The sequence below is a fragment of the Kocuria sp. UBA5001 genome (assembly GCF_002398425.1).
GTDB classification, from domain to species: Bacteria; Actinomycetota; Actinomycetes; order Actinomycetales; family Micrococcaceae; genus Kocuria; species Kocuria salsicia.
This window is the reverse complement of the sequence record NZ_DGYR01000013.1, coordinates 287,655-310,683: the sequence shown is the minus strand read 5'-3', so window position 1 is coordinate 310,683 and position 23,029 is coordinate 287,655. Positions and strand designations below refer to the sequence as shown.

Here is a 23,029-nt window from a genome sequence, read left to right as displayed (position 1 = left end):
CATGAGACCCTTCCACCGCACGCTCAGGACACTGTGGACCGCCGCGGGAATTCTCATGGGGTCCGCCGTGGTGCTGTGGGGCGCCGCGTTCCTCGGCATCGCCCTGCTGCCGGACGACGACGGGCTGGGCACAGCCTTCCTCGGCATCTACCTGATCCTGGCGGGCATGGTGCTGCTGGGTGCGTCGCTGGTGGTGCTGCTGCTGCGCCGCGCCCGTGAGTCACGGGACCAAGACCCAGCCGCAGACCGGAAACCTCACACGCGCGGCGCGTAGAACCGGGTGAGGCGGGCGTCCGCGCCGTCGAGCAGCGCCCAGTCCCCCGCGACCTCCAGCACGGCGGTGCCCGCGGTGGGGAACCCGCTCGCGGCGTCCATCATGGCGTCCTGCTCCGAGTCCCGGGAGGCCAGCCGCAGCACGACGTCCAGCACACCCGGCATGTGCGCGACCACCAGCAGCGTGCGCACCGTCTCGGGAACGTGGTTCACGGCGGCGACGAGCTGCGCGTCCGTGGCGTTGTAGAGCCCCTCCCACAGCTGCGGGGTGGGCGCCTTCTCCCCCAGTTCGTGGCCCACCCACGTGACCGTCTGGCGCGTGCGCAGCGCCGGGGAGGTCAGGATCATGTCCGGAGCGGCGTTGCCCGCGAGCCACCGCCCCACGTCCGCGGCCTCGCGCGCGCCCCGCGGCGTCAGCGGCCGGTCGTGGTCGGGAACCCCCCGCGGGAAGTCAGCCTCACCGTGCCGCATGATCACCAGGTGCTTGAGGTCGTGGCGCGTCATGCGAGCCAGTCTGTCACGGGCAGCAGAGCCCGGGAACGACGACGCCGGGCCCGCGACCCGGCGTCGTCGTGCGACCACCTGTGGTGATGGCGTCCCTGGACCCGTCGGTTGCCCAGCCCGTCAGATGGAGTACTCGGGGGCGGCCCAGACGACGACCTCAGGGTGGTCGTAGAACCGGTAGCCCTGCCCGCGCACGGTGCGCACGGTGTTGGCCAGTCGCCCGAGCTTGGAGCGCAGACGGCGCACGTGGACGTCGATGGTGCGCTCGGACGGGACCTCGTCCGCGTCCCCCCACAGGTTGTCCAGCAGCTCCGTGCGCCCGACCGTGCGGGTGCCGTTCTCCACCAGGTAGTTGAGCAGCTCGAACTCGCGGTGCGTGAGGTTGAGCAGATCGCCGTCCAGGAAGACCTCGCGGCGGGAGAGGTCGATCAGCACGCCCACGCGCTGGTAGTCGATGGTGCCGCCGCCGCTGGCCGGCAGGGGTGCGATGGGCTCGACCACCGGGTCCGTGAACGTGGGATCGCCCAGGGCGCTGCGCACGACCTCAAGGTCCGTGCCCTCGGCGTTGATGGGGGCGAGCGCGACGGCGGCGTAGGAGTCCGACTCCGGAACCGTGGCGCTGATGTACTGCCGGATGTCCTGCACCAGCTGGACCAGGTTGATGCCGCGGTCCGCGGCGGCCTGCTCGTCCACGCCCACGTAGAGCACGAAGCCGCGCGCCTCGGTGGGTTGCTGCTCCGCGACGGGCTGGGCCCCGCTGCGGGTCTCGGGACTGAATTCCGCGGACACGGATCGCAGGTGGCGGTACTTCTCGGGCGTCGCGGCCACGGGGCGGGCTCCTCGCGGCAGGACGGGGGCCTGGGTGCCGCCCACGCGGTGCCGCTGGGAGATATGGACGTATCCCGGTGCGCCTGTCATTAGAACTCCTGCCTCGTGAAGCCCCGTTCCCGTGAGTTCCCTGGAAAACGGCGTTATCAACATCGTCGGCGATGAAGGTCGAGACTGGCAAGTAATAGAAGCGTATTTTTCTCACATGATGAGACAGTCTGCAGCTCAGACCAGCCGCTGGCGGAAAAGGGTTGCATTGCCGGGCGCAGGGAGGATGAATCCTCACCGAAAGTCCGCGCATTTTTGCACTCGGCCGAGCAAACTCAGGTGAGAGCTTGAGCAATCACACCTGAAAGCGAATGTCAACCAGTCGTGCGAGATCCCCACTCAGGGCGGGGAGCGGGGCACCGGAGGCGGCCCCGGGCCCTCAGTCCACCACGCCGTAGAGCCTGTCCCCGGCGTCGCCGAGGCCCGGGATGATGTAGGCGTTCTCGTCCAGGCGCTCGTCCACGGAGGCCAGCACCACGTTCACCTCGGCATCCTCGAGCTCGCCGTTCAGCCGTTCCAGCCCCTCGGGTGCGGCCAGCAGGCACACGCACGTGATCTGCTCGGCGCCGCGGCGGTAGAGGAACTTGATGGCCTCGCTGAGGGTGCCGCCCGTGGCGAGCATGGGGTCCAGCACGTAGACCTGCCGCCCGGTGAGGTCGTCCGGGAGCCGTTCCGCGTAGGTGATGATGTCCAGGGTGGCGTCGTCCCGGGCCATGCCCAGGAACCCGACCTCCGCGGTGGGGACCAGACGGGTCATGCCCTCGAGCATCCCCAGCCCCGCGCGCAGGATCGGCACCACCAGCGGCCGCGGCCGGGCCAGCGCCACACCCTCGGTCTGCGCCACCGGGGTCTGCACGGTGACGGTCTCCACGCGCACGTCCCGGGTGGCCTCGTAGGCCAGGAGGGTTACGAGCTCCTCCACCAGCTGCCTGAACACGGGCGACGGCGTGTCCTTGTCGCGCAGCACGCTGAGTTTGTGGGCGACGAGGGGATGCTCCAAGACGGTGACTCGCATACCCCAGAATCTAGCAGTCGCCCGGCCCGCCCACTCACCACCCGGGGCCGCCGGGAGGGATCGGCACCGGCCGACGGCACCCGGTGCCGCGCACCAGCTCGTCATCACAAATTCATCACACACCGCTGAACCTGAGGGATTCCCGAACACGTGTGCCCTATTCTCGTAAGCGTCACCCGACAGCGTTCTGTGCATCACACCCCCGGAAGGAACACATCGAATGACGGTTCCGGTTCTCGAGACGGAGAATCTGGTCAAGATCTACGGCCGGGGAGAAACCAGGTTCGACGCCCTCAAGGGCATCAACCTGGAGATCGACAAGGGCGAGTCGCTGGCGATCGTGGGGAAGTCGGGTTCCGGGAAGTCCACCCTCATGCACCTGCTGGCCCTGCTGGACGGACCCACGCACGGCGTGGTGGCGCTCGAGGGAAGGCCCACCAACGACCTCAGCGCCAAGGAACTGAACGAGCTGCGCAACTCCGCCTTCGGATTCGTGTTCCAGCAGTTCTTCCTCACCCCTGGCCAGACGGTCCTGGAGAACGTGACGCTGCCGCTGAAGATCGCCGGTGTTCCCGCGGCTGAGCGCAAGCGCCGGGGCCTGGCGGCGCTGGAACAGCTGGAAATGGGGGACAAGGCCCAGAACAAGGCCACGGACCTCTCCGGCGGCCAGAAGCAGCGCGTGGTCATCGCCCGTGCGCTGATCAACGACCCGTCCGTGATCTTCGCGGACGAGCCCACCGGCAACCTGGACTCGGCCACCTCCCGCGTGGTCGAGGACATCCTCTTCGGTCTTAACCGGGACAAGGGCATCACCCTGGTGGTCGTCACCCACGACGAGGACCTCGCCCGGCGCTGCTCCCGCCAGATCCACCTGGTGGACGGGCGGATCGTGCCGGAGGCGGAGAAGGCCGCGGGCGGCGGCGTCGTCCCCGGTCCCGCGGCCGCCGACGACGCCGCACAGGCGCCCGCTGCCCAGGCAGCCGGCACACCCTGGGACGGCGCCCCGGAGGCCGCGCCCCGTGAGGACACGGGCGGGCTGACCGTCAAGGAGCCGCGGACCGGCGCGATCGTGATGCTCAGCGAGGCGGACGTGGCCGAAATCGCCCGTGCCGCGCAGCAGCCGCCGCGAACGGGCAAGCACAGTGCCTCCCCCAGCACCCCCGAGCAGCCAGGAGCCACCGCGTGAAATTCATCGATCTGCTGCGCACGGCAATCGGCAACACGTTCCGGTCCAAGGCACGCACGGTGCTGACCGTGATTGCGATCTTCATCGGCTCGTTCACGCTGACCCTGACCTCCGGGATCGGCACGGGCGTCAACGACTACATCGACAAGACCGTGGCCGCGTTCGGCAACGACAACGCCCTGTTCGTGCAGAAGGTCTCCGAGCAGTCCACGTCCGGCGCGGGCCAGGACGACGGGCCCACCGAGTACAACCCGGACGACGCCAACGTGCGGATGGGCTTCGGCTCCATGAGCGGGCTGAGCGACTCGGACATCGCGAAGATCGAGAAGATCGACGGGGTGGAGTCCGTGGACCCCATGTACATGGTCACGCCCAAGTACCTCGAGGCGGCCAACGGCAAGAAGTTCACGCTGAGCCTGGGCTCTCCCCCGGAAGCGGACGGCCTGCAGCTCGAGGCTGGGAAGACGCCGGACCGCGCGAAGGACGAGATCCTGCTCCCGGCCTCATGGGTGGAGCCGCTGGGGCTGGGCTCCAGCCAGGACGCCGTGGGCAAGACCGTGAAGATCACCATCGGCAACGCCGTGGACGAGGACAAGGCGTTCACCGTCACGGTCTCCGGGGTCTCCCAGGCGTCCCTGGCGGGCTCCTCCGACAACCCCATCCCCTCCGCGGGGCTGAACAAGAAGCTCTACGACTACCAGGTCTCTGGCAGCCCCCGGAAGATCCCGAACTCCTACTTCACCGCCACGGCCACCGTGGACGACGCCTCCAAGCTGGGTGCCGTCAAGTCCCAGCTGGCGGACGAGAGCATGATGGGCAGCACCGTGGAGGACCAGCTCGGGATGTTCCGCGCGGTCATCAACGGGATCGTGTGGATCCTCAACTCCTTCGCCATCATCGCGCTGCTGGCGGCCGGTTTCGGCATCGTCAACACGCTGCTGATGTCCGTGCAGGAGCGCACCCGGGAGATCGGGCTCATGAAGGCCCTGGGGATGAGCGGCGGGAAGGTCTTCGGCCTGTTCTCACTCGAGGCCATCTTCATCGGCTTCCTGGGTTCCGCAATCGGCGCCGCCGTGGGCGTGGCCGCCGGCAGCATCATCAGCGGCGTGCTCTCCGGCGGCCTGCTCTCCGGGCTGCCCGGGCTGAGCCTGTTCCTGTTCGACCCCCTCAAGACCCTGCTCATCATCCTCGCGGTGATGTTCATCGCCTTCCTCGCCGGCACCATTCCCGCGGTGCGGGCCGCCCGGCAGGATCCCATCACCGCGCTGCGGTACGAGTAGTTCCCCCCCTCAACGCACCACGCCGCGTAGTACTCACAGGAAGGACCGTCCTCATGAGCACCACCCCCAACGAGCCCCAGGATCCCCGTTCCGCAGTGCCCGCAGACCCGAACACAGATGACCCGCGGGCTACGGGTCACGGTGGTGTCAACGGCGTTCCCGCCGGTCAGCCGTACGCCGAACCCCAGAACTCCGGTCAGCAGTACGGCCAGGCCGGCGGCAAGTACGGCACCGCCGAGTACAACCCCGGGCAGTACACCGGCGTGACGGAACGCCCCGGCACGCTCGACAAGCTGCTGAAGCTGACCATGGCCTCGCTGGGGATCTACGTGCTCAGCGGCATCGTGGGCCTCATCGCGGTCAGCACCATCGAGATGGCCGGCAAGGCCGGTGGCGTGGGCGGACCAACCAGTTCGATCATCTCCCTGATCATCGGCATCGCGCTCTACCTGCTGGTGTGGACCAACCTCAAAAAGGGCAAGAACTGGGCTCGAATCCTGGGCACGGTCTTCGCAGCCATCGCCATCCTCGGCGGCCTGTTTGGCCTCATCGGCACCTTCGTCTACCCGGCACCGTGGAACATCATCATGATCGTGTTGGCCCTCCTGAAGGTGGTCGTGGACATCCTCTGGATCGTCACCGCCTACAAGGCGCCCACCTCCGCCTGGTTCACCCAGAACCAGGTCCAGCGCTGAGCCGGATGGCTCTTCCGCACACCGCCAGGTCCATCCAGCTCTCGGGCTGGATGGACCTGGCTCTTTCCGAGGCCGCACTCACGGCGGGCTCCGGGGACGTTCCCATCGGCGCCGTAGTCCTCGATGCCGAGGGCGCGGTGATCGGACGCGGGCACAACCGCCGGGAGGCCGACGCCGATCCCACCGCCCACGCCGAGGTCCTGGCCCTGCGCGAGGCCGCTGCACGGCGCGGAGAGTGGCGGCTGGAAGGCTGCACGCTCGTCGTGACCCTGGAACCGTGCGCCATGTGCGCCGGCGCGGTCGTGCTGTCCCGCATCTCCACGGTTGTGTTCGGCGCATGGGATCCCAAGGCGGGAGCGTGCGGCTCGGTGTTCGACATCGTGCGCGACCCCCGGCTCAACCACTGGGTGGAGGTCACCGGGGGTGTCAGGGAGGAGGAGTGCGCGGCCCTGCTGCGCGACTTCTTCCGCGGCCACCGGCACGGCCGCTGACACCGACGAGGTCGCACGCACCAGTACGCTCCCCGCGCACGGGTGCGCCCCGGTTTGGAGCGGTCGCGGGCGGGCCTGTAAAGTGCTGAGAGCTGGTGACGTGTCCGAGCGGCCGAAGGTGCATCACTCGAAATGATGTTTGGTGTCAAAGCCAACGTGGGTTCAAATCCCACCGTCACCGCCAGTGGCCGAGGGCCCTGCTCCCCCGAGATCTCGGGGAGGCAGGGCCCTCACTCATACTCCAGGGATGCCCCGTGGACGCACGGCGCCGCCTCTCACACCGGGATCTCCCGGTCCGGGCCAATCCGCTTCATCACCAGCGTCGAGTTCAGCCGCTGCACCCCGGGCAGCCCGCTGAGCACGGTGTCGTAGAACTTCTGGTAGGCCGCGAGATCCGCGACCAGCACCCGGAGCATGAAGTCCGGTTCGCCGAAGAGCCGCTCCGCCTCGATGATCTGGGGGATCTTCTCCACCATGGTCTCGAACCGGGCGATCACCGTCGGCCCGGTGTGCTCCATGCGCACGAACACGAGGGCCTCGAACCCCAGCCCCACGGCCTGCGGGTCGACCACCGCGCGGTAGCGCTGGATGGCTCCGGAACGCTCCAGCTCCTTGAGCCGCCGGTGGCACGAGGACAAACTCAGACCCACCTGCTGGGCGAGGTCCGTGGTGCTTGCTCGACCATCGCCCTGCAGCAGTGAAAGGATCTTCCGGTCGAGTTTGTCCATGCCGAGAATCCTCTCACGAAAACCGTCTTCCTATTGGAGATAAGCAAGCACATTTCACCGTCTGCCGCATAGTGTTTCGCCCGGAAAGGGGAATTGCATGGACGTGACGCTGATGACGGAGTTCTGGGTGCTGGGCTTCCTGCTGGTGCTGGTGCCGGGACCGGACTGGGCCTACGCGATCGGTGCGGGACTGCGCGCCCGCTCCGCGGCACCGTCCGTCCTGGGGATGCTCTCCGGATACGTCGTCGTGGTCACGGTGGTGGCCGTGGGCGTGGGCACCCTGGTCACCAAGTACCCGGTGGCGCTGACCACCATGTCCGTGGTGGGTGCGGGATACCTCCTCTACCTCGGAACCACCGCTCTGACGGCCCGCAGCGAGGGCGGCATCACCGCCGGGAACATCCCCCTGGACACCCGCGGATCCACGCAGTTCGTCAAGGGCCTGGGCGTCAGCAGCCTCAACCCCAAGGGCCTGCTGCTCCTCATGGCCCTGCTGCCCCAGTTCGTGAGCCCGCAGGGGTGGTCCTCCACCGGACAGATGCTGGTGCTGGGAGGGCTGCACATCCTCAACTGCGCCGCGGTCTACTTCGCGGTGGCGCTGCTCTCCCGCAAGCTTCTGGGCTCCCGCCCGGCCGCGAGCGCCGTGATGTCCAAGCTCGCCGGGGTCATGATGCTCGTGGTGGGGCTGGGGATCCTGGGCGAGAAGGCGAGCGAGCTGCTCGGCTGACACGCGCCGTCGTGCCCGTTCTGGATACCCACCGCCCTAGGATGTAGCGCAGACCACATTCTCCGCGCTCGAACGCGCCCGGGCAACGACCCCGCCGACCGCGGCCGGGCCCCGGGAGCCGAGGGCAGCGCGAGCACCGACACGACGAGGAGCACAGCATGAGCGACGAACAGCCCGTGGGCCACCTGGGCAGCAACGGCGAGGACGTCCCGAACGCCCACTACGTCCGCACGGGCGAGCACAGCTTCCGCACCACGGTGCACACGCAGGGCGCGTGGAGCCCCCTGGAGCAGCACATGGCGGCGTCCTCCGGGCTGCTGGTGCACGAGATCGAGCGCAACCACCCGCGCGAGGACGTGCTCCCGGTGCGCTTCTCGTTCGACATCCTGGGCTTCATCGCGGGCGGCGAGATCGAGGTGCACACCAGGGTGCTGCGCTCCGGCAAGACGATCGAGCTGCTCGAGGCCACCATGAGCAGCGGCGGGCGCGACTGCATCCGGCTGAGCCTGTGGCGTCTGAAGACCTCGGACACCCGGGACGTGGCCGGCGGGGAGATCGAACCGTTGACCCCCCTGGAGGAGTGCGAGCCGCTGGACATGTCGGAGGTCTGGGACGGCGGGTTCATCGGGTCCCTGGAGGGCCGCGTGGCCCGCGCGCCCCGCCCCGGCAGTGGTGCCGGCTGGCTGCGGATCGGCAACGACATCGTGGCGGGTGAGCAGTCCTCGAACACCGCCCGTTTCATCAGCGCCGTGGACTCCGCGAACGGGCTCGCACCGCGCGTGGAGATCGGACCGTGGGCGTTCCCCAACGTGGACCTGAGCATCCACATGTTCCGCGCCCCCGTCTCCGCGTGGGTGGGCCTGGATGTGAATGTGGAGTTCGGCGGGGACGGCGTGGGCCTGACCCACTCGGAGCTCTTCGACGAGCAGGGCCCTGTGGGACGGGTGGCCCAGGCGCTGACCGTGCGCCGCATGGGCTGAGGGGCACCGCCCCGGCGCGGGGCGGGGCTCATCACACTTCGCCATCCGATGGGGCCGAAGTTGACGGGCAACCCTAGAATAGCGGCTGGTTCCCAGAAGATTCCGGACGGGGTAGCACCCCAGGAGGTCCCAGCACGTGAGCAGCATCCTGATCAATGTGACCGACCGCGAGGGCGAGCGCACCGAGGGCGTGGAGTGGAAGGACTACGAGTCGCTCATGGAGTGCCTCACCCGCCACAAGTTCCCCATCCTGGCCACGTGCGGCGGCAACGCGTCCTGCTCCACGTGCCACTCCTACCTGAACCAGGAGGCGTTCGTGAAGACGGGCGGCCCCAACGAGGAGGAGGAGGACCTCCTCGAGATGCTGGACGACACCCGCCACGACAACTCCCGCCTCACCTGCCAGGTGGAGTGGTCCGAGGACCTCGAGGGCGCGGAGATCACGATCGCCCCGGAGTGGTGAGTCCCGCTTACTGACACGGAGTTGGAAACCTCGCGTCCCGTGCACGAAAGTTGGGGCATGACAACTCTCCGGGAGGATCTCACCACCCGCGCCGCCTACGTCTCGGACGCCTCGATCTACCGCAGGCTGCCCCGGGCCGTGGCGGAGCCGCGCTCGGTGCAGGAGGTCCGGGAGCTGCTCGCCACCGCGCGGGAGAACGGCTGGCCCGTGATCTCCCGCGGCGGTGGCACGTCCGTGGCGGGCAACGCCATCGGTGAGGGTCTGGTGGTCGACACCTCCCGCCACTTCAACCGCATACTGGAGATCGACCCCGCCGCCCGCACGGCGCGGATCGAACCCGGTGTGGTCTGCGACCAGTTGCGGGACGCCGCCTCCGAGTTCGGCCTCACCTACGGTCCGGATCCCTCCACGCACTCGCGCTGCACCGTGGGCGGGATGGTGGCCAACAACGCGTGCGGCTCCCACTCGGTGGCGTGGGGCACGAGCGCCGCGAACCTCGTCTCGCTCACGGTCATGCTCGCCGACGGGCGCCTGGTCACCCTGGATGCCGGTGGCACCTCGGACGCCGCGCTGACTTCACAGCTTGAGCAGCTGCGGGACTCCCACCTGGCCATGCTGCGCACAGAGCTGGGACAGTTCCCCCGCCAGGTCTCGGGCTACGGGCTGCACTACCTGCTGCGGGAGAACGGCTTCGACACGGCCAAGGCCTTCGCCGGGTCCGAGGGCACGTGCGGGATCATCACCGAGCTCACCGTGAAGCTCGTGCCCAGGCCCGCGCACACAGCGCTGGCGGTGATGGGCTTCGAGGACGCGATCGCGGCGGCCACCGCCGCCCCGTCGTTCCGGGTCAGGGGCGTGACGACCATCGAGGGCATGGGCTCGGACCTCCTCGACGCGCTGCGCACCCGTCCGGGTCAGGAGAACGCCGGCCAGGAGCTGCCCAGCGGCGGCGGGTGGCTCTACTGCGAGGTCGCCGGAAACACCCCCGAGGAGGCGCTGGAAGCGGCCCGCACGCTGCCCGCCCTGGCTGGGGACGCCGTCGTCGACTCCGTGGTGGTTGGCGATCCGGCCCGGGCCCGCGCCCTGTGGCACATCCGCGAGGCCGGCGCGGGCATCGTGACCCGCCTGCCGGACGGCGGCGAGGCGTGGCCCGGCTGGGAGGACTCCGCAGTGCCCCCGGCGCGGCTGGGCGAGTACTTGGGGGACCTCTACCGCCTGCTGGAAGAGATGGGCCTGCGCGGCATCCCCTTCGGGCACTTCGGCGAGGGCTGCGTGCACATCCGCATCTCCTTCGACTTCAACACCGAGCCGGGAGTGGCGCAGTACCGGGAGTTCATCGAACGCGCGGCGGAACTCGTGCACCGCTACGGCGGATCGGTCTCCGGCGAGCACGGTGACGGCCGCGCCCGCTCGGAGCTGCTGGGCACCATCTACACGCCCGAGGCGCTGGAGACCTTCGCCCGGTACAAGCGGATCTTCGACCCTGACAACGTCTTCAACCCCGGGGTGCTCGTGGACCCCGAGCCCATGGACCGCGGCATCCGCCCCGGTCCCGGTGCGCGGACCTTCGACCTCACGCCCGTGCACGCGTTCTCGCACGACGGCGGCTCCTTCGGCCAGGCCGTGAACCGCTGCGTGGGCGTGGGCGCGTGCCGCTCGGACAGTGGTGCCATGTGCCCCTCCTTCCACGCCACGGGGGACGAGGTGCACTCCACCCGCGGGCGCATGCGCTCCCTCGCGGAGATGCTGCGCGGCGAGCACCTCACCGACGGCTGGAAGTCCAAGGAGACCTACGAGGCCCTGGACCTGTGCCTGTCCTGCAAGGCATGCGCCACCGAGTGCCCTGTGAACGTGGACATGGCCACCTACAAGGCCGAGTTCCTGCACCACCACTTCCGCCAGGGCCTCACCTCCTTCGTGGGGCGCAACCGCCGCCCCATGGCCCACCTGACCATGGGGTGGATGCCGCTGCTGATGCGTATCGCCACGGCCGTCCCCGGCTCCCTGCGTGCGGTCAACGTTCTGGAGCGGTTCGCCCCGGTGGAGGCACTGACCAAGAAGCTCGGTGGGATCGAGCCACGACGGCGCATGATCCGCTTCAACGACACGCCCCTGACCTCGTGGTTCAGGGACCGCACCCGGCACGACGCCGCGGCGGGCCGGGCACGCGGTGGCGCGCGGGCGTCGTCGTCGAACGAGCAGCCGTCCGTGGTGCTGTGGCCGGACACCTTCACCAACTTCTCCGCGGACGGACCTGGCAAGGCCGCCGTGGAGGTGCTCGAGGCCATGGGCTACCGCGTGCTGATGCCCATGGGGAACGTGTGCTGCGGGCTCACGTGGCACTCCACCGGCCAGCTGGACATGACCCGCCGGACGCTGCTGCAGACCTTGGACGTGATGGCGCCGCTGATCGAGGCGGGGTACCCGATCATCGGGCTGGAGCCCTCCTGCACGGTGATGCTGCAGCACGAGATCACCGAGCTGCTGCCGGAGGACCCGCGGGCCCACGCGGTGCGCGGGCTGACCGTGTCCCTGGGGGAGTTCGCGGCGAAGCACCTGCAGGACGGCGGGGACTGGCCGTTCGACACGCTGCAGACGCGCCAGGGACCGAGCAGCGCAGTGTGCCAGGTGCACTGCCACGAGAAGTCCCTGGGGGACTACTCGCCGGAACTGACGGTGTTGGGCGAGCTGGGTGTGGACACCTCCGTGGTGGGCGGCGGGTGCTGCGGGCTCGCTGGGAACTGGGGATTCGAGCCGGGTCACTACGAGGTCTCCCAGCGCCTCGGCGAGCGCAACCTGTTCCCCGCAATCCGTTCCGCGGAGCCCGGGACGATCGTGCTGGCGGACGGCTTCTCGTGCCGCACGCAGATCGCGCAGGGCACGGATGCGGAAGGAGTTCACCTGGCACAGGTGATGCGTGCCGCATTGCGGGCTGAAAAGTAGGACACTGTTGCCATGATCACCACATCGCCCACCCCCAGGGGCACCCGTTCCGCCACCCGTCCGCTGCTTGCCGTGACCGCGCTGAGTGCGCTGCTCGTGCTCTCCGCGTGCGGCTCTTCGGACGACCCCCCCTCCGAGAACTCGTCCGGATCCGCGGCCCCGAGCAGCAGCACCTTCCCGAGCTCCGCGTCCCCCAGCGCCGCGGACGCGAGCGGCTCGGCGTCCCCCACGCCGTCGTCCTCCGAGCAGACTGCACAGGCCGCCGAGGCCTCCCAGTCCGAGCCGGAGGAGACCCGCAGGGCCTCCGCTCCGGAGGTCGGGATGCCCACGGCCAGCCCGTTCGACCAGCAGAAGGCCGATGCCCAGGCGGGTGCGGGCACGTGCGCGGCGGGCCAGCTCAGCGGTTCCACGGCGCCCCAGCAGGGCGCGGCGGGCCACGTCATCGCGAGCGTCACCCTGACCAACACCGGCTCCACGCCCTGCACACTCAGCGGCTACCCGGGCGTCTCGTTCGTGAACGCGAGCGGTGCCGCGGTGGGTGCCCCCGCATCCCGCGAGGAGACCGGCGGCGCGGGCGCCGTCGTGCTGCAGCCGGGCGCCTCGGCCACGTCCAGTCTGCAGATCACCCAGCCCGGTGTGGTCGGGCAGGTGTGCAACCCGCAGGACGTCACGGGCCTGCGCGTCTACCCGCCGGGCAGCTACGACTCGCTGGTCCTCTCCTACCCGGGCCAGGCGTGCGGCAACCCGAAGGTCTCCCAGCTGCAGGTCAGGGCATTTGGGTCCTGATCCGGTTCTGAACCTCTTCTCCCCTGCGACCGCGCAGTGGTTCGGGGCTGCGTTCGGCGGCCCCACGGCCGCCCAACGCGGTGCATGGGAGGCCGTGGCGGCGGGCCACCACGCCCTCGTGGTGGCCCCCACCGGCTCCGGCAAGACACTGGCCGCGTTCCTGTGGTCCATCGACCGCCTGCTCGGCGCCAAGTCCGCGTCGGCACTCCCCTCTGGCACCTCCGACGACGACACCGCGGCGTCCGGTGCCGTTCCCGCGGGCAGTGTGCGGACAGCGTCGGGAACGCCCGAGACCCCTCCCGCACGGCTCCGCGCCCCTTCTGGCACGGACCGCGAGGAGTTCCCGGACGAGGACCGCACCACGGTGCTCTACATCTCCCCGCTCAAGGCCCTGGGCGTGGATGTGGAGCGCAACCTGCGTGCGCCGCTGATCGGCATCACCCAGGCTGTGAAGGCCACCGGGGGCGATCCCCCGGAGATCTCCGTGGGCGTGCGCTCCGGGGACACCCCGCAGGCGATCCGCCGCGCCCTGCTGGCCCACCCGCCGGACATCCTCATCACCACCCCGGAATCCCTCTACCTCATGCTCACGTCCAAGGCGCGGGAGACGCTGCGCCACGTGGACACGGTGATCATCGACGAGGTCCACGCCGTGGCGGGCACCAAGCGCGGCGCGCACCTGGCGGTGAGCCTCGAACGCCTCGACGACCTGCTGGAGCGGCCCGCGCAGCGCATCGGGCTCTCGGCGACCGTGGAGCCGGTGGACACCGTGGCCGGGTTCCTGGGCGGTTCGCAGCCCGTGGACGTGGTGCGGCCCCCGTCCGAGAAGACGTGGGACCTCACTGTCTCCGTGCCGATCCCGGACATGACCGTGCTGGGCGGGGCGGCGGCGTCGCCGTCCGCGGATGGTTCCGCCGCGCTGGACGGGAACCTGGACGCCCCCGGGCAGCAGGCCACCGCGTCCATCTGGCCGCACGTGGAGGAGCGGATCGTGGACCTCGTGGAGGCGCACCGCTCCACGATCGTCTTCGCCAACTCGCGCGGGCTCGCGGAGAAGCTGACCGCGCGGCTCAACGAGATCCACGAGTTCCGTCTGGAGAACGCCGCCGAGCAGGCTCGCGGTGGCGGCGGGAATGACCGCGAGGGCGGCGATCCCGTGGCCGTGGGCGACGCACTGAACGGCCTGCTGGTCGAGAGCGGGCGGCGGGCCGCGGGAATCGCTGTCGAGGGGGGCGACGTCGCCCCCGGACCCACACCACACGCCGCGATCCCGCGCCAGACCAACCGTTACGAGGGCACCTCCCCCGTGCTCGCGCGCGCGCACCACGGTTCGGTGTCCAAGGACCAGCGCACCCTGATCGAGGAGGACCTGAAGACCGGGCGGCTGCGCTGCGTGGTGGCCACGTCCTCCCTGGAGCTGGGGATCGACATGGGCCACGTGGACCTCGTGGTGCAGATCGAGGCCCCGTTCTCCGCGTCGTCGGGACTTCAGCGCGTGGGCCGCGCCGGGCACCAGGTGGGCGAGGTGTCGGTCGGGCGGATCTACCCCAAGCACCGCGGGGACGTGCGGGACGCCGCCGTGATCGCGGAGCAGATGCTCGCGGGGAACCTGGAGCCGCTCAGCGTGCCCGCAAATCCCCTGGACATCCTCGCCCAGCAGACCGTCTCCGCGGTCTCGGCGGAGGACGTGGACGTGGAGGCCTGGTACGACACCGTGCGCCGCAGCGCCCCGTTCCGCTCCCTGCCGCGTTCCGCGTACGACGCCGTGCTGGACCTTCTCGCCGGGCGGTACCCCTCCGACGAGTTCGCCCAGCTGCGCCCACGCCTGGTGTGGGACCGCGAGACCGGCACCCTGCAAGCCCGCCCCGGCGCGCTGCGCCTGGCGGTGACCAGCGGCGGCACGATCCCGGACCGCGGCCTGTTCCCCGTCTTCCTCGTGGGCGAGCAGGACTCCAAGTCCCCCAAGCGCGTGGGCGAGCTGGACGAGGAGATGGTCTACGAGTCCCGCGTGGGGGACGTGATCGCCCTGGGTGCGTCCAGCTGGCGGATCGAGGAGATCACGCACAACCGGGTGGTCGTGGCGCCGGCCCCGGGTGTTCCGGGCAAGCTGCCCTTCTGGCACGGGGACGGACTGGGGCGGCCCGTAGAGCTGGGGCACGCCGTCGGGCGCTTCACCCGCGAGCTCGCAGGCGCGGCGGCGCCCGAGGCCCGCGAGCGCCTGGCCGCCTCCGGCCTGGACGAGTGGGCGCAGGACAACCTGCTGGCGTACCTGGCGGAGCAGCGCGAGTCCACGGAGCACGTTCCCGACGACCGCACGCTGATGGTCGAGCGTTTCCGGGACGAGCTCGGGGACTGGCGCGTGGTGCTGCACAGCCCGTTCGGCACGCCGGTGCACGGGCCGTGGGCGCTGGCCGTCCGTGCCCGGCTGGACGAGCGCTGGGGTCTGGATGCCTCCGCCCAGGCCGCGGACGACGGCATCGTGCTGCGCGTGCCCGCCACGGACGAGGAGCCCCCCGGTGCGGAGCTGTTCCTCTTCGAGCCGGAGGAGCTCGAGCAGATCGTCACCGAGGAGGTGGGCGGTTCCGCGTTGTTCGCGTCCCGGTTCCGGGAGAACGCAGCCCGCGCCCTTCTGCTGCCGCGCGCGGACCCCGGCAAGCGCACGCCGCTGTGGCAGCAGCGCCAGCGCTCGGCGCAGCTGCTGGACGTCGCACGGAAGTACCCGCAGTTCCCGATCATCCTGGAGACGGTGCGCGAATGCCTTCAGGACGTGTACGACGTCCCCGCCCTGCTGCAGCTGCAGCAGGACCTGGCCGGGCGGAAGCTGCGGGTGGTGGAGACCACCACGGACTCCCCCTCGCCCTTCGCCCGCACCCTGCTGTTCGGGTACGTGGCGCAGTTCCTCTACGAGGGCGACTCCCCGCTGGCCGAGCGCAAGGCCGCCGCGCTGTCCCTGGACCCGGCCCTGCTCAACGAGCTGCTGGGCCGCGCCGAGCTGCGCGAGCTGCTGGACCCCGAGGTCATCGAGACCACCGTCCTGCAGCTGCAGCGCCTTGCCCCGGACCGCCGCCTGCGCGGGGTCGAGGGTGCAGCGGATCTGCTGCGCCTGCTCGGCCCCATGACCGCCGACGACGCCGCCCTGCGCCTGCGCGGGGACGGTTCCGTTCCTGCGGGGTCGGCGGCCGCGGGGTCCGCCCCCACCGGGGCAGGTGCCGCACCTCCCGACGCTCCGGCACCCAGCACCGAGGCGTCGGAGGCGGCGAGCACCGCCGTCTCCGCCCGGGTCGGGCACGTGGGTGGCCCCGGTGAGGCGTTGGCGTCGGGCAGTCCTGACGGTGAGGACGAGCCGGAGCGGGCCGAGGACCCCGCGTACCGGGCGATCGCCCCCGAGACCGCGCGTGAGCTGCTGGAGACCCTCGTGGACACCAACCGCGCGATCGTGCTGCGCGTGGGCGGGCGTGAGGTGTACTGCGCGGTGGAGGATGCCGCCCGGATGCGGGACGCGCTCGGTCAGCCCCTGCCCATGGGGGTTCCGCTCGCGTTCCTGGAACCGGTCGCGGATCCCGTGGGGGACCTCGTCTCCCGGTATGCCCGGACGCACGGGCCGTTCAGTGTGGCCGAGGCCGCGCAGGCCCTGAGCCTGGGCCCCGCCGTGGTGGAGTCCGCGCTGCGGTCCCTGGCCAGGCAGCGGCGCGTGAGCGAGGGGGCGTTCCGCCCGAGCGGTGACCCGGCCGCGTCGGACTCGGAGTGGTGCGACATCGAGGTGCTGCGGACCCTGCGGCGTCGTTCGCTGGCGGCCCTGCGCGCGGACGTGGAGCCGGTGGACCCGCAGGCGTACGCCACGTTCCTGCCTGCGTGGCAGCACGCCGTGAAGGGGCACCAGCTGCGCGGGCTGGACGGGGTGATGACCGTGATCGACCAGCTCGCCGGGGTGCCGATCCCGGCGTCCGCGTGGGAGCCGCTCGTGCTCGCGCAGCGTGTGGTGGACTACCGGCCCGCCATGCTGGACGAGCTCATGGCCACGGGCGAGGTCATCTTCTCCGGCGCCGGGTCCCTGGGTACCGAGGACGGCTGGGTGGCGTTCCACCTGGCCGAGTCCGCGGAGCTCTCGCTGCCGCCCGTTGCGCAGCTGGACGCCACCGCGGAAGCCCTGGACTCTGCGCTCGAACGGGAGCTGCTGACGGTCCTGCAGGGCGGTGGCGCGTACTTCGCGTGGCAGCTGATCCAGCCCCTCGCCGCCGCGGGCGTGAGCGTGGACATGCCCCAGCTGCGCACTGCGCTGTGGAACCTGCTGTGGGCGGGGCTGATCACCAACGACACGTACGCCCCGGTGCGCGCGCTGATCTCCGGTGGTCACTCCGCGCACAAGACGCCCAAGCGGCCGGGGCGTTCCCGCTCGGCCGGGCGCCGGGGTGCGGCGCGGTTGCGCGCGGTGGGTCGTGGTCCGGCCGGCTTCGACCCCGCGGGTTCCTCCGACGACGCGGCTCCGTCCGGCACGCGCGTGGCGCGTGCCTCCGGGGGCGGCGAGGAGCGCACGACGGCGGGCCGGTGGTCTGCGCTGCGCCCCGAGCCGCTGAACTCCACCGTGCGGGCACAGGCCCAGGCGGAGCTGCTGCTGGACCGCTACGGGATCCTCACGCGCGGACCCGTGTCGGTGGAGGACGTGCCGGGCGGTTTCTCGACCGTCTACAAGGTGCTGCGTGCCCTGGAGGACGCGGGGCGGGTGCGGCGCGGCTACTTCATCGAGGGTCTCGGTGCCGCTCAGTTCACGCAACCGGCAACGGTTGACGTGCTGCGCAGCTTCACGGACGACGACGCCGCCCGCAAGGCAGGGCCCCAGGTCCTCGCCCTGGCGGCCACGGACCCCGCGAACCCGTACGGCGCCGCACTGGACTGGCCGGAGGCGGTGGTGCTGGAGTCCAGCACGAAGCACCGGCCGGGGCGCAAGGCCGGCGCCGTGGTGGTGCTCGTGGACGGTGCGCTCACCCTGTATCTGGAACGCGGTGGGAAGACGGCGCTGGCGTTCGTCGCGGATGCGGGCCTGCTGCACCTCGCGGCGGAGGCGGTTGCCGGTCTGGTGCAGCGCAAGGCCGTGGACTCCCTGGTGGTGGAGAAGGTCAACGGGGACTCGGTGCTCTCCTCGGAGGAACTGGTCACCGCGGTGCGGGACGGGCTGCTCGCGGGCGGCTTCTACCAGACGCCCAAGGGCCTGCGGATGCGGGCGCCCGTGGGTGGGGGCAGGTCCTGACTTCTGCGGTCGTCCCTATCCCCCCAGGGTGATACCGCCCCGACACCATGGCTCTCATGGCCATGACGTTGCGACTGACGGACGAGCACGTTCTCGTCGGCCTCGCGTAGGCCGACGGCAACAGCCGGCAGGACGCGGTGATCCGCGCCATCCGTGGGGTGGCCGCACGCCTGGATCGACCATCCGCGACACCACGGGCCCCGCCGTCCACAAGGGCCATTCGGCCACGCTTGGGGAGTCACGACGTACGCTGATCGCCACACCCACAACCCAGGAGGCCCCGTGCCCGAAGGCGATTCCGTCTACCGCCAGTGCAAGATGCTGCGCGAGGCGCTGGAGGGTGCGGTGATCGAGAGTTCGGACTTCCGGGTGCCCGCCCTTGCCACCTCGGACGTCTCCGGGCGCACCGTGGTGGCGGTGGTGCCGCGCGGGAAGCACATCCTGATCCGGCTCTCCGCCGCCCCGAACACTGAGGAGATGAAGTCCGGTGCCGAGCCCCTCACCCTGCACTCGCACCTGATGATGGACGGCACGTGGCGGGTCTTCGACAGGGCTCACAACGACGACGCCGGGCACCTGGGGGAGCCCCGCACCAGCGGAGCCGACGCGGGTAGGAGCGGCGCAGATGCACGCGGACCAGGCAGGGCGACGTCGTCGTCTGGGCCGGGCGGCGTGCAACGGAGCCGGCCCGGCGCGAGCCCCTACCGCCCGCGCGGACAGGCCCGGCGAGGCGGCAGCGTGCGTTCCGCAGCCGAGTCGCGCACCCGGATCAGCGCCGACGTGTCCGTCGGGCAGGGCTCGCACACCATCCGCGCGATCCTGCGCACCAAGGACGTGGAAGCCGTGGGCTTCGACGTCAAGGACGTGCGCCTGGTGCCCACCCGGCTGGAGGACCAGGAGCTCGTGGGCTACCTGGGCCCGGACATCCTCGGGCCGGACTGGGACCTGGAGAAGGCCCTGGACCGGCTGAGCGCACAGCCGGACCGGGCGATCGGCACCGCCCTGATGGACCAGCGCAACCTCGCGGGGATCGGCAACGTCTACCGGGTGGAGGTGCTGTTCATGACCCGCACCAACCCGTGGGCCCGGGTGGACTCCCTGCCGGAGGGCAGGCTGCGCGAGATCGTCGTGCTCGCCCACAAGCTGCTGCACCTGAACAAGGACCGCTCGATGCGCTCCACCGTGGGCCAGGCGCCGCAGGGCCGCCCCCTGTTCTGGGCCTACGGCAGGGATGGTCAGCCGTGCCGACGCTGCGGGGTGCAGCTCAAGCGCGGGGAGATCGACGACGCCCTGCTCACCGTAGATCCCGCACCCTCACGCACTGCGGTCCAGCACCTGCGCACCATCGCGTGGTGTCCACGGTGCCAGGTCGCGGGCTGACGCGGCGCCCGGGGCTGCGGCCGACGACGTCGTGCCCCGCCGAAAGCTCCGGGCGACGGGATCTCGGCGACCCCACGCCTTCGCCAAAGCGACCCGCTTCCCGCTGAGGCAGCAGGCTGGCGGGGTCCCGAAGCCGCGGCCAACGACGTCGCACACCGGGCAGGGTCGTCACCAACCGGGCCGCGCCACCGCTGCCGCTGCCGCCGTCAGCGCGTGACCCAGGTCTTCCCGGTCACGCGGGACCAGTGCGCCACGTACCCGTTGGAGAACCGCTGCCGGACCTCGTTGCCGGCGCTGTACTCCTCGGTGGTGGGGTAGCCCCAGCCCCGCTCGTACCCGGCCTTCTGCCAGGCCCGACCGATGGCCCCGCTCTCCTTCACCGCGTGTGCGCCGCTGGCGGAGGACCAGAGGAACTTGTAGCCAGCTCCGGTGGAGGTGCGGAAGTTCTGGTAGACGCCACCGCGGACCAGTCCGCCGCGCTCGTTCATGGTCGGCTGGCCGAAGACGGCTGCTCCACCGAGCGCGGTGTAGCGGGTCTTGATCCCGCCGCGCACGGTGTAGCCCTTCACCACGGGAGCAGCAGCGGCGGGAGCCACCTTCGTGGGCTGGGACGCGCCCCCCGCCACGGTGGTGCGCGCATCCGCCGGTCCCCCGCCGTTCGCGTAGCCGTAGGAGTCGACGGTGCCTACGAGCCGCCAGCCCTGCCCATTGCCGGACAGGGATCCGTCCACGTAGGTGAGGCCGATGCCGATGACCTGCATCTTGGGGTCGGTGAGCACCTTGTTGTGCGCGGTGGAGCCTTTCCACCACGTCACCAGATCGGTCACGGAGTGCTGCCAGGACAGTGCGTGGATCTCCCCCACCGCCGTGTAGGAACCGGCGCGCGGGTCCGTGAGGAACGTGTTGGAGTGGTCGATGACCTCCTGCTTGACCAGCCGGTCCGACTGCCCCTGCGAGATTCCGGACAGGGACGCCGAGTACTTCACGGGGGACAGCCCCTTGGACGCGCGGTGCGCGTTGATCAGCGACAGCATCTTCTGGGCGTCCGCGGTACGAGTTGCCGCGGACGCTGTGACGATGTCCTTCCCGGCGGCGCTCGCGGGTGCGGCGGTGCTCAGCCCCGCGATCAGCAGGGCCACGGCCAGCAGCAGCGCGGCGAGGGTACCGGACAGGGTGGCCGACAGCGGGTTCCGCGCACGGCGCGGGCAGGAGTTGAGAGAGGACATGGGGGCCCGTTTCGTCAGGGTGGGCGCTCGCGAGGACGCCGTGACAATTGGCCACGGGGCAGCGCGCGGGTGCACACGGTGAGGACAGTTGGTGGCGGCGGATGCGCGCCGTCCGGAGCTGAAGGAGTACAGCATCTCCGGCACGTGGGCCCGATGAGGGGGGAAGACCCGCGGGTAACGCTACCTCGCAGAAACTGCATTCGTATGCAACAGATCACAACATAACGGAAAAGTTACGACGCATTCCTGTCAAGCATCCCCAGGGGCCCTTCCGCGAGTGCCGCGTGCCCCCTGCGCCACGCCTCGTGGCTGCTCGGGGTCAGCCGCGACTCGACGACCGTCTCCCGCCCCGTCCTGGGGTGCGTGAACGCGATGGACCGGGCGATCAGCTGCAGCGGGTTGTCCGGGTCCTCCACGTCGAAGTCCTCGCGAGGGTCGGGGTAGAGCTTGTCTCCGCGCAGCGGCAGGCCCAGGGACGTCATGTGCACCCGGATCTGGTGCGTCCGCCCAGTCAGGGGCGCCACCTCGTAGAGACCCCACTCGCCGTCGTCATCCGTGAAGCGCTTCGCGAGCCGGACGTCCGTGACGGCGTTGACCTCGCCCGGCTCCTCGAACGCCTGCACCACGCCCTGGATCTTGCGGATCCGCGACTCCACCCGTACCGTCTCGCGGTCCACACGGTCGTTCACTCGGGCCACGGCCCAGTAGGTCTTGCGCACCGTGCGCTCCTGGAACATCCGGTGGAAGTCTCCCCGGTCCTCGGCGTGCCTGCAGAGCAGCAGCACCCCTCCGGTGGAGCGGTCAAGGCGGTGCAGGGCGGCGATCTCGTCGTTGTGGAACTGGCAGCGCGCGGCCACCACCACCGAGCGGCGCACGTTCTCTCCCTTGGGCGTGCTGCACAGCCCGTGCGGCTTGTCCACGGCGATGATCCACTCGTCCGCGTACAGCACCTCCAGCGTGACGGGCGGGGCGTCCTCGTCCGGCACGGGGCGGTGGAACCACACGGACGCTCCGGGGTCGTAGGGCGTTTCCGGGGTCACGACGACGCCGCCGTCCCCGACCACACGACCGGCGGCCACCTGCTCGGCGAACCAGGCGGCGGCGTCGGGGAAACGGGCGGCGACGTACTCGACAGCCGTGGCCGGCATCCCGCAGGCCGCCAGAACCGGGTCGGGGGCGCCCGGGCCCGGCATCCGCACCCGGGTGGGGCCCACTCCGCGGACCGTGCGAAGCGGAGGGGTCACGCGGCGCCTCCCGGAACGCCTTCCCCCTGCCGATACCATGGGCTGGAAACTAGCACACGACCGTGAGGTGGCCTCGTGAACGAGCAGAGCAGCCCGGAGCACGTGGTGCTCCTGGACGACCAGCACCACCCGATCGGCACGGCCCTGAAGTCGCAGGTCCACACAGAGGACACCCCGCTGCACCTCGCGTTCTCGTGCCACGTGCTCAACACGGACGGCCAGGTGCTGGTCACCCGCCGCGCGCTGGACAAGCGCACCTGGCCCGGCGTGTGGACCAACAGCTTCTGCGGCCACCCCGGCCCAGACGAGCCGTTCCAGGACGCGATCGCCCGCAGGGCCCGCCAGGAACTCGGGATGGAGGTCCGGGACCTCGCGGTGATCCTGCCGCAGTTCAGCTACCGCGCCACGGACGCCTCCGGGATCGTGGAGAACGAGTTCTGCCCGGTCTACGTGTGCCTCACCGATGCCGAGCCAGAGCCCGCCGCCGCGGAGGTCGTCGAGTACGCCTGGGTGGACCCGGCCCGCCTCGCGAGCGCAGTGGCGGACGCCCCCTTCGCGTTCAGCCCATGGCTCGCGGAGCAGGTCGCGGACCCCCTGCTGCGGGCCGCGCTGGCCTGAGGCGGCAGCGCCGAGCTGGCAGAGCGCTCTGGTCTGAAGGGCGCGACGACGCCGCGGCGCCACGCCGTCCTCGTCCGCCGACAGCCCGCGCTACCTACATCCCGGCTGCACCACCAGCCTGGGCTACGAGCCGGACTGCCCGCGCGTCCCGCGCGTGCTCTCGTGAGAAGTCCGCGAGGATCCGCGCGGCGAGCGCGTCCGCGGACTGGGGGGGGTCTGCCCGGTGTAGAGCATCCCGTCCACCTCCACGAAGGGACGCGGCGGCAGCCGACCCTTGCGGTACTCGATCCCGGCCTCCTCCAGGGTGTCCTGGAGGTACCACTTGGCCTTCCAACCGAATGCGTTGAGCTTCCCCCCCCCCCCCCCCCC

The 23,029-nt window shown here is 70.7% G+C and carries 19 protein-coding genes and 1 tRNA gene; 14 read left to right on the top strand and 6 right to left on the bottom strand.

The features are described 5' to 3' along the window. Position 1: 1 nt before the first annotated feature. Positions 2–274, top strand: coding sequence for a hypothetical protein (locus tag B3G12_RS09300; protein ID WP_290500024.1), 273 nt, complete (start codon positions 2–4; stop codon positions 272–274). On the opposite strand, the gene B3G12_RS09295 is transcribed toward B3G12_RS09300, so the two are convergent. The 3 genes from B3G12_RS09295 to upp form a co-directional block, all read right to left on the bottom strand. Beyond that, the gene (locus B3G12_RS09295; protein ID WP_145010210.1) at positions 256–777 is read right to left on the bottom strand and encodes a SixA phosphatase family protein; all 522 of its coding nucleotides are present in this window, start codon (positions 775–777) and stop codon (positions 256–258) included. The genes B3G12_RS09300 and B3G12_RS09295 overlap by 19 nt on opposite strands. A 120-nt stretch (positions 778–897) precedes the next feature. After that, positions 898–1,695 carry a winged helix-turn-helix domain-containing protein gene (locus tag B3G12_RS09290; RefSeq protein WP_144941109.1) on the bottom strand — a complete coding sequence of 266 codons (798 nt, stop codon included), beginning with the start codon at positions 1,693–1,695 and terminating at the stop codon, positions 898–900. A 337-nt stretch (positions 1,696–2,032) separates the two neighbouring features. Beyond that, a complete protein-coding gene (gene upp / locus B3G12_RS09285) occupies positions 2,033–2,668 on the bottom strand; it encodes a uracil phosphoribosyltransferase (RefSeq protein WP_144941111.1) in 636 nt (211 codons plus the stop codon). Positions 2,669–2,888: 220 nt separating this feature from the next. Here upp and B3G12_RS09280 point away from each other — a divergent pair, with 220 nt between their 5' ends. The 5 genes from B3G12_RS09280 (at position 2,889) to B3G12_RS09260 (ending at position 6,504) form a co-directional block, all read left to right on the top strand. Next, positions 2,889–3,854, top strand: coding sequence for an ABC transporter ATP-binding protein (locus B3G12_RS09280; protein WP_290500019.1), 966 nt, complete (start codon positions 2,889–2,891; stop codon positions 3,852–3,854). Continuing rightward, complete coding sequence (locus tag B3G12_RS09275; protein WP_144941115.1) at positions 3,851–5,134, top strand: ABC transporter permease; 1,284 nt, start codon at positions 3,851–3,853, stop codon at positions 5,132–5,134. Before B3G12_RS09280 ends, B3G12_RS09275 begins: the two co-directional genes overlap by 4 nt. Before the next feature lie 53 nt (positions 5,135–5,187). Continuing rightward, a complete protein-coding gene (locus tag B3G12_RS09270; protein WP_290500016.1) occupies positions 5,188–5,829 on the top strand; it encodes a hypothetical protein in 642 nt (213 codons plus the stop codon). Positions 5,830–5,834: 5 nt separating this feature from the next. Beyond that, positions 5,835–6,320 carry a tRNA adenosine(34) deaminase TadA gene (gene tadA / locus B3G12_RS09265; RefSeq protein WP_290500013.1) on the top strand — a complete coding sequence of 162 codons (486 nt, stop codon included), beginning with the start codon at positions 5,835–5,837 and terminating at the stop codon, positions 6,318–6,320. A 94-nt stretch (positions 6,321–6,414) separates the two neighbouring features. Then, a tRNA-Ser gene (locus B3G12_RS09260) sits at positions 6,415–6,504 on the top strand. A 91-nt stretch (positions 6,505–6,595) separates the two neighbouring features. Here the strand turns inward: B3G12_RS09260 and B3G12_RS09255 are convergent. Next, entirely contained in the window at positions 6,596–7,048 is a 453-nt protein-coding gene (locus B3G12_RS09255; RefSeq protein ID WP_290500011.1) for an Lrp/AsnC family transcriptional regulator, read from the bottom strand. Positions 7,049–7,145: 97 nt separating this feature from the next. Between B3G12_RS09255 and B3G12_RS09250 the strand changes: the two genes are divergently transcribed. The 7 genes from B3G12_RS09250 to B3G12_RS09220 all read left to right on the top strand — a co-directional run bounded on the left by B3G12_RS09250 (position 7,146) and on the right by B3G12_RS09220 (position 19,572). Then, positions 7,146–7,775: a LysE family translocator gene (locus B3G12_RS09250; protein WP_144941123.1), complete on the top strand. Its 630-nt coding sequence runs from the start codon at positions 7,146–7,148 to the stop codon at positions 7,773–7,775. A gap of 158 nt (positions 7,776–7,933) precedes the next feature. Further along, on the top strand, positions 7,934–8,755 hold the full coding sequence (locus B3G12_RS09245) for a thioesterase family protein (protein WP_290500009.1): 822 nt from the start codon (positions 7,934–7,936) through the stop codon (positions 8,753–8,755). Between the two features lie 136 nt (positions 8,756–8,891). Beyond that, entirely contained in the window at positions 8,892–9,218 is a 327-nt protein-coding gene (locus B3G12_RS09240; protein WP_055085542.1) for a 2Fe-2S iron-sulfur cluster-binding protein, read from the top strand. A 57-nt stretch (positions 9,219–9,275) separates the two neighbouring features. Next, the gene (locus B3G12_RS09235; RefSeq protein WP_144941125.1) at positions 9,276–12,161 is read left to right on the top strand and encodes an FAD-binding and (Fe-S)-binding domain-containing protein; all 2,886 of its coding nucleotides are present in this window, start codon (positions 9,276–9,278) and stop codon (positions 12,159–12,161) included. 12 nt (positions 12,162–12,173) lie between these two features. After that, positions 12,174–12,947, top strand: coding sequence for a DUF4232 domain-containing protein (locus tag B3G12_RS09230; protein ID WP_290500006.1), 774 nt, complete (start codon positions 12,174–12,176; stop codon positions 12,945–12,947). Further along, on the top strand, positions 12,937–18,192 hold the full coding sequence (locus tag B3G12_RS09225; protein WP_290500004.1) for an Lhr family ATP-dependent helicase: 5,256 nt from the start codon (positions 12,937–12,939) through the stop codon (positions 18,190–18,192). Before B3G12_RS09230 ends, B3G12_RS09225 begins: the two co-directional genes overlap by 11 nt. 282 nt (positions 18,193–18,474) lie before the next feature. Next, positions 18,475–19,572 carry a DNA-formamidopyrimidine glycosylase family protein gene (locus B3G12_RS09220; protein ID WP_290500002.1) on the top strand — a complete coding sequence of 366 codons (1,098 nt, stop codon included), beginning with the start codon at positions 18,475–18,477 and terminating at the stop codon, positions 19,570–19,572. 206 nt (positions 19,573–19,778) lie between these two features. On the opposite strand, the gene B3G12_RS09215 is transcribed toward B3G12_RS09220, so the two are convergent. Together B3G12_RS09215 and B3G12_RS09210 are read right to left on the bottom strand one after the other, a co-directional pair. Continuing rightward, the gene (locus tag B3G12_RS09215) at positions 19,779–20,798 is read right to left on the bottom strand and encodes a CAP domain-containing protein (RefSeq protein WP_055085532.1); all 1,020 of its coding nucleotides are present in this window, start codon (positions 20,796–20,798) and stop codon (positions 19,779–19,781) included. Between the two features lie 233 nt (positions 20,799–21,031). Further along, positions 21,032–22,042: a pseudouridine synthase gene (locus tag B3G12_RS09210; RefSeq protein ID WP_260983276.1), complete on the bottom strand. Its 1,011-nt coding sequence runs from the start codon at positions 22,040–22,042 to the stop codon at positions 21,032–21,034. Between the two features lie 75 nt (positions 22,043–22,117). Between B3G12_RS09210 and idi the strand changes: the two genes are divergently transcribed. After that, positions 22,118–22,660, top strand: a complete 543-nt coding sequence (gene idi, locus B3G12_RS09205; protein ID WP_055085530.1) for an isopentenyl-diphosphate Delta-isomerase — start codon at positions 22,118–22,120, stop codon at positions 22,658–22,660. Positions 22,661–23,029 lie beyond the last annotated feature (369 nt).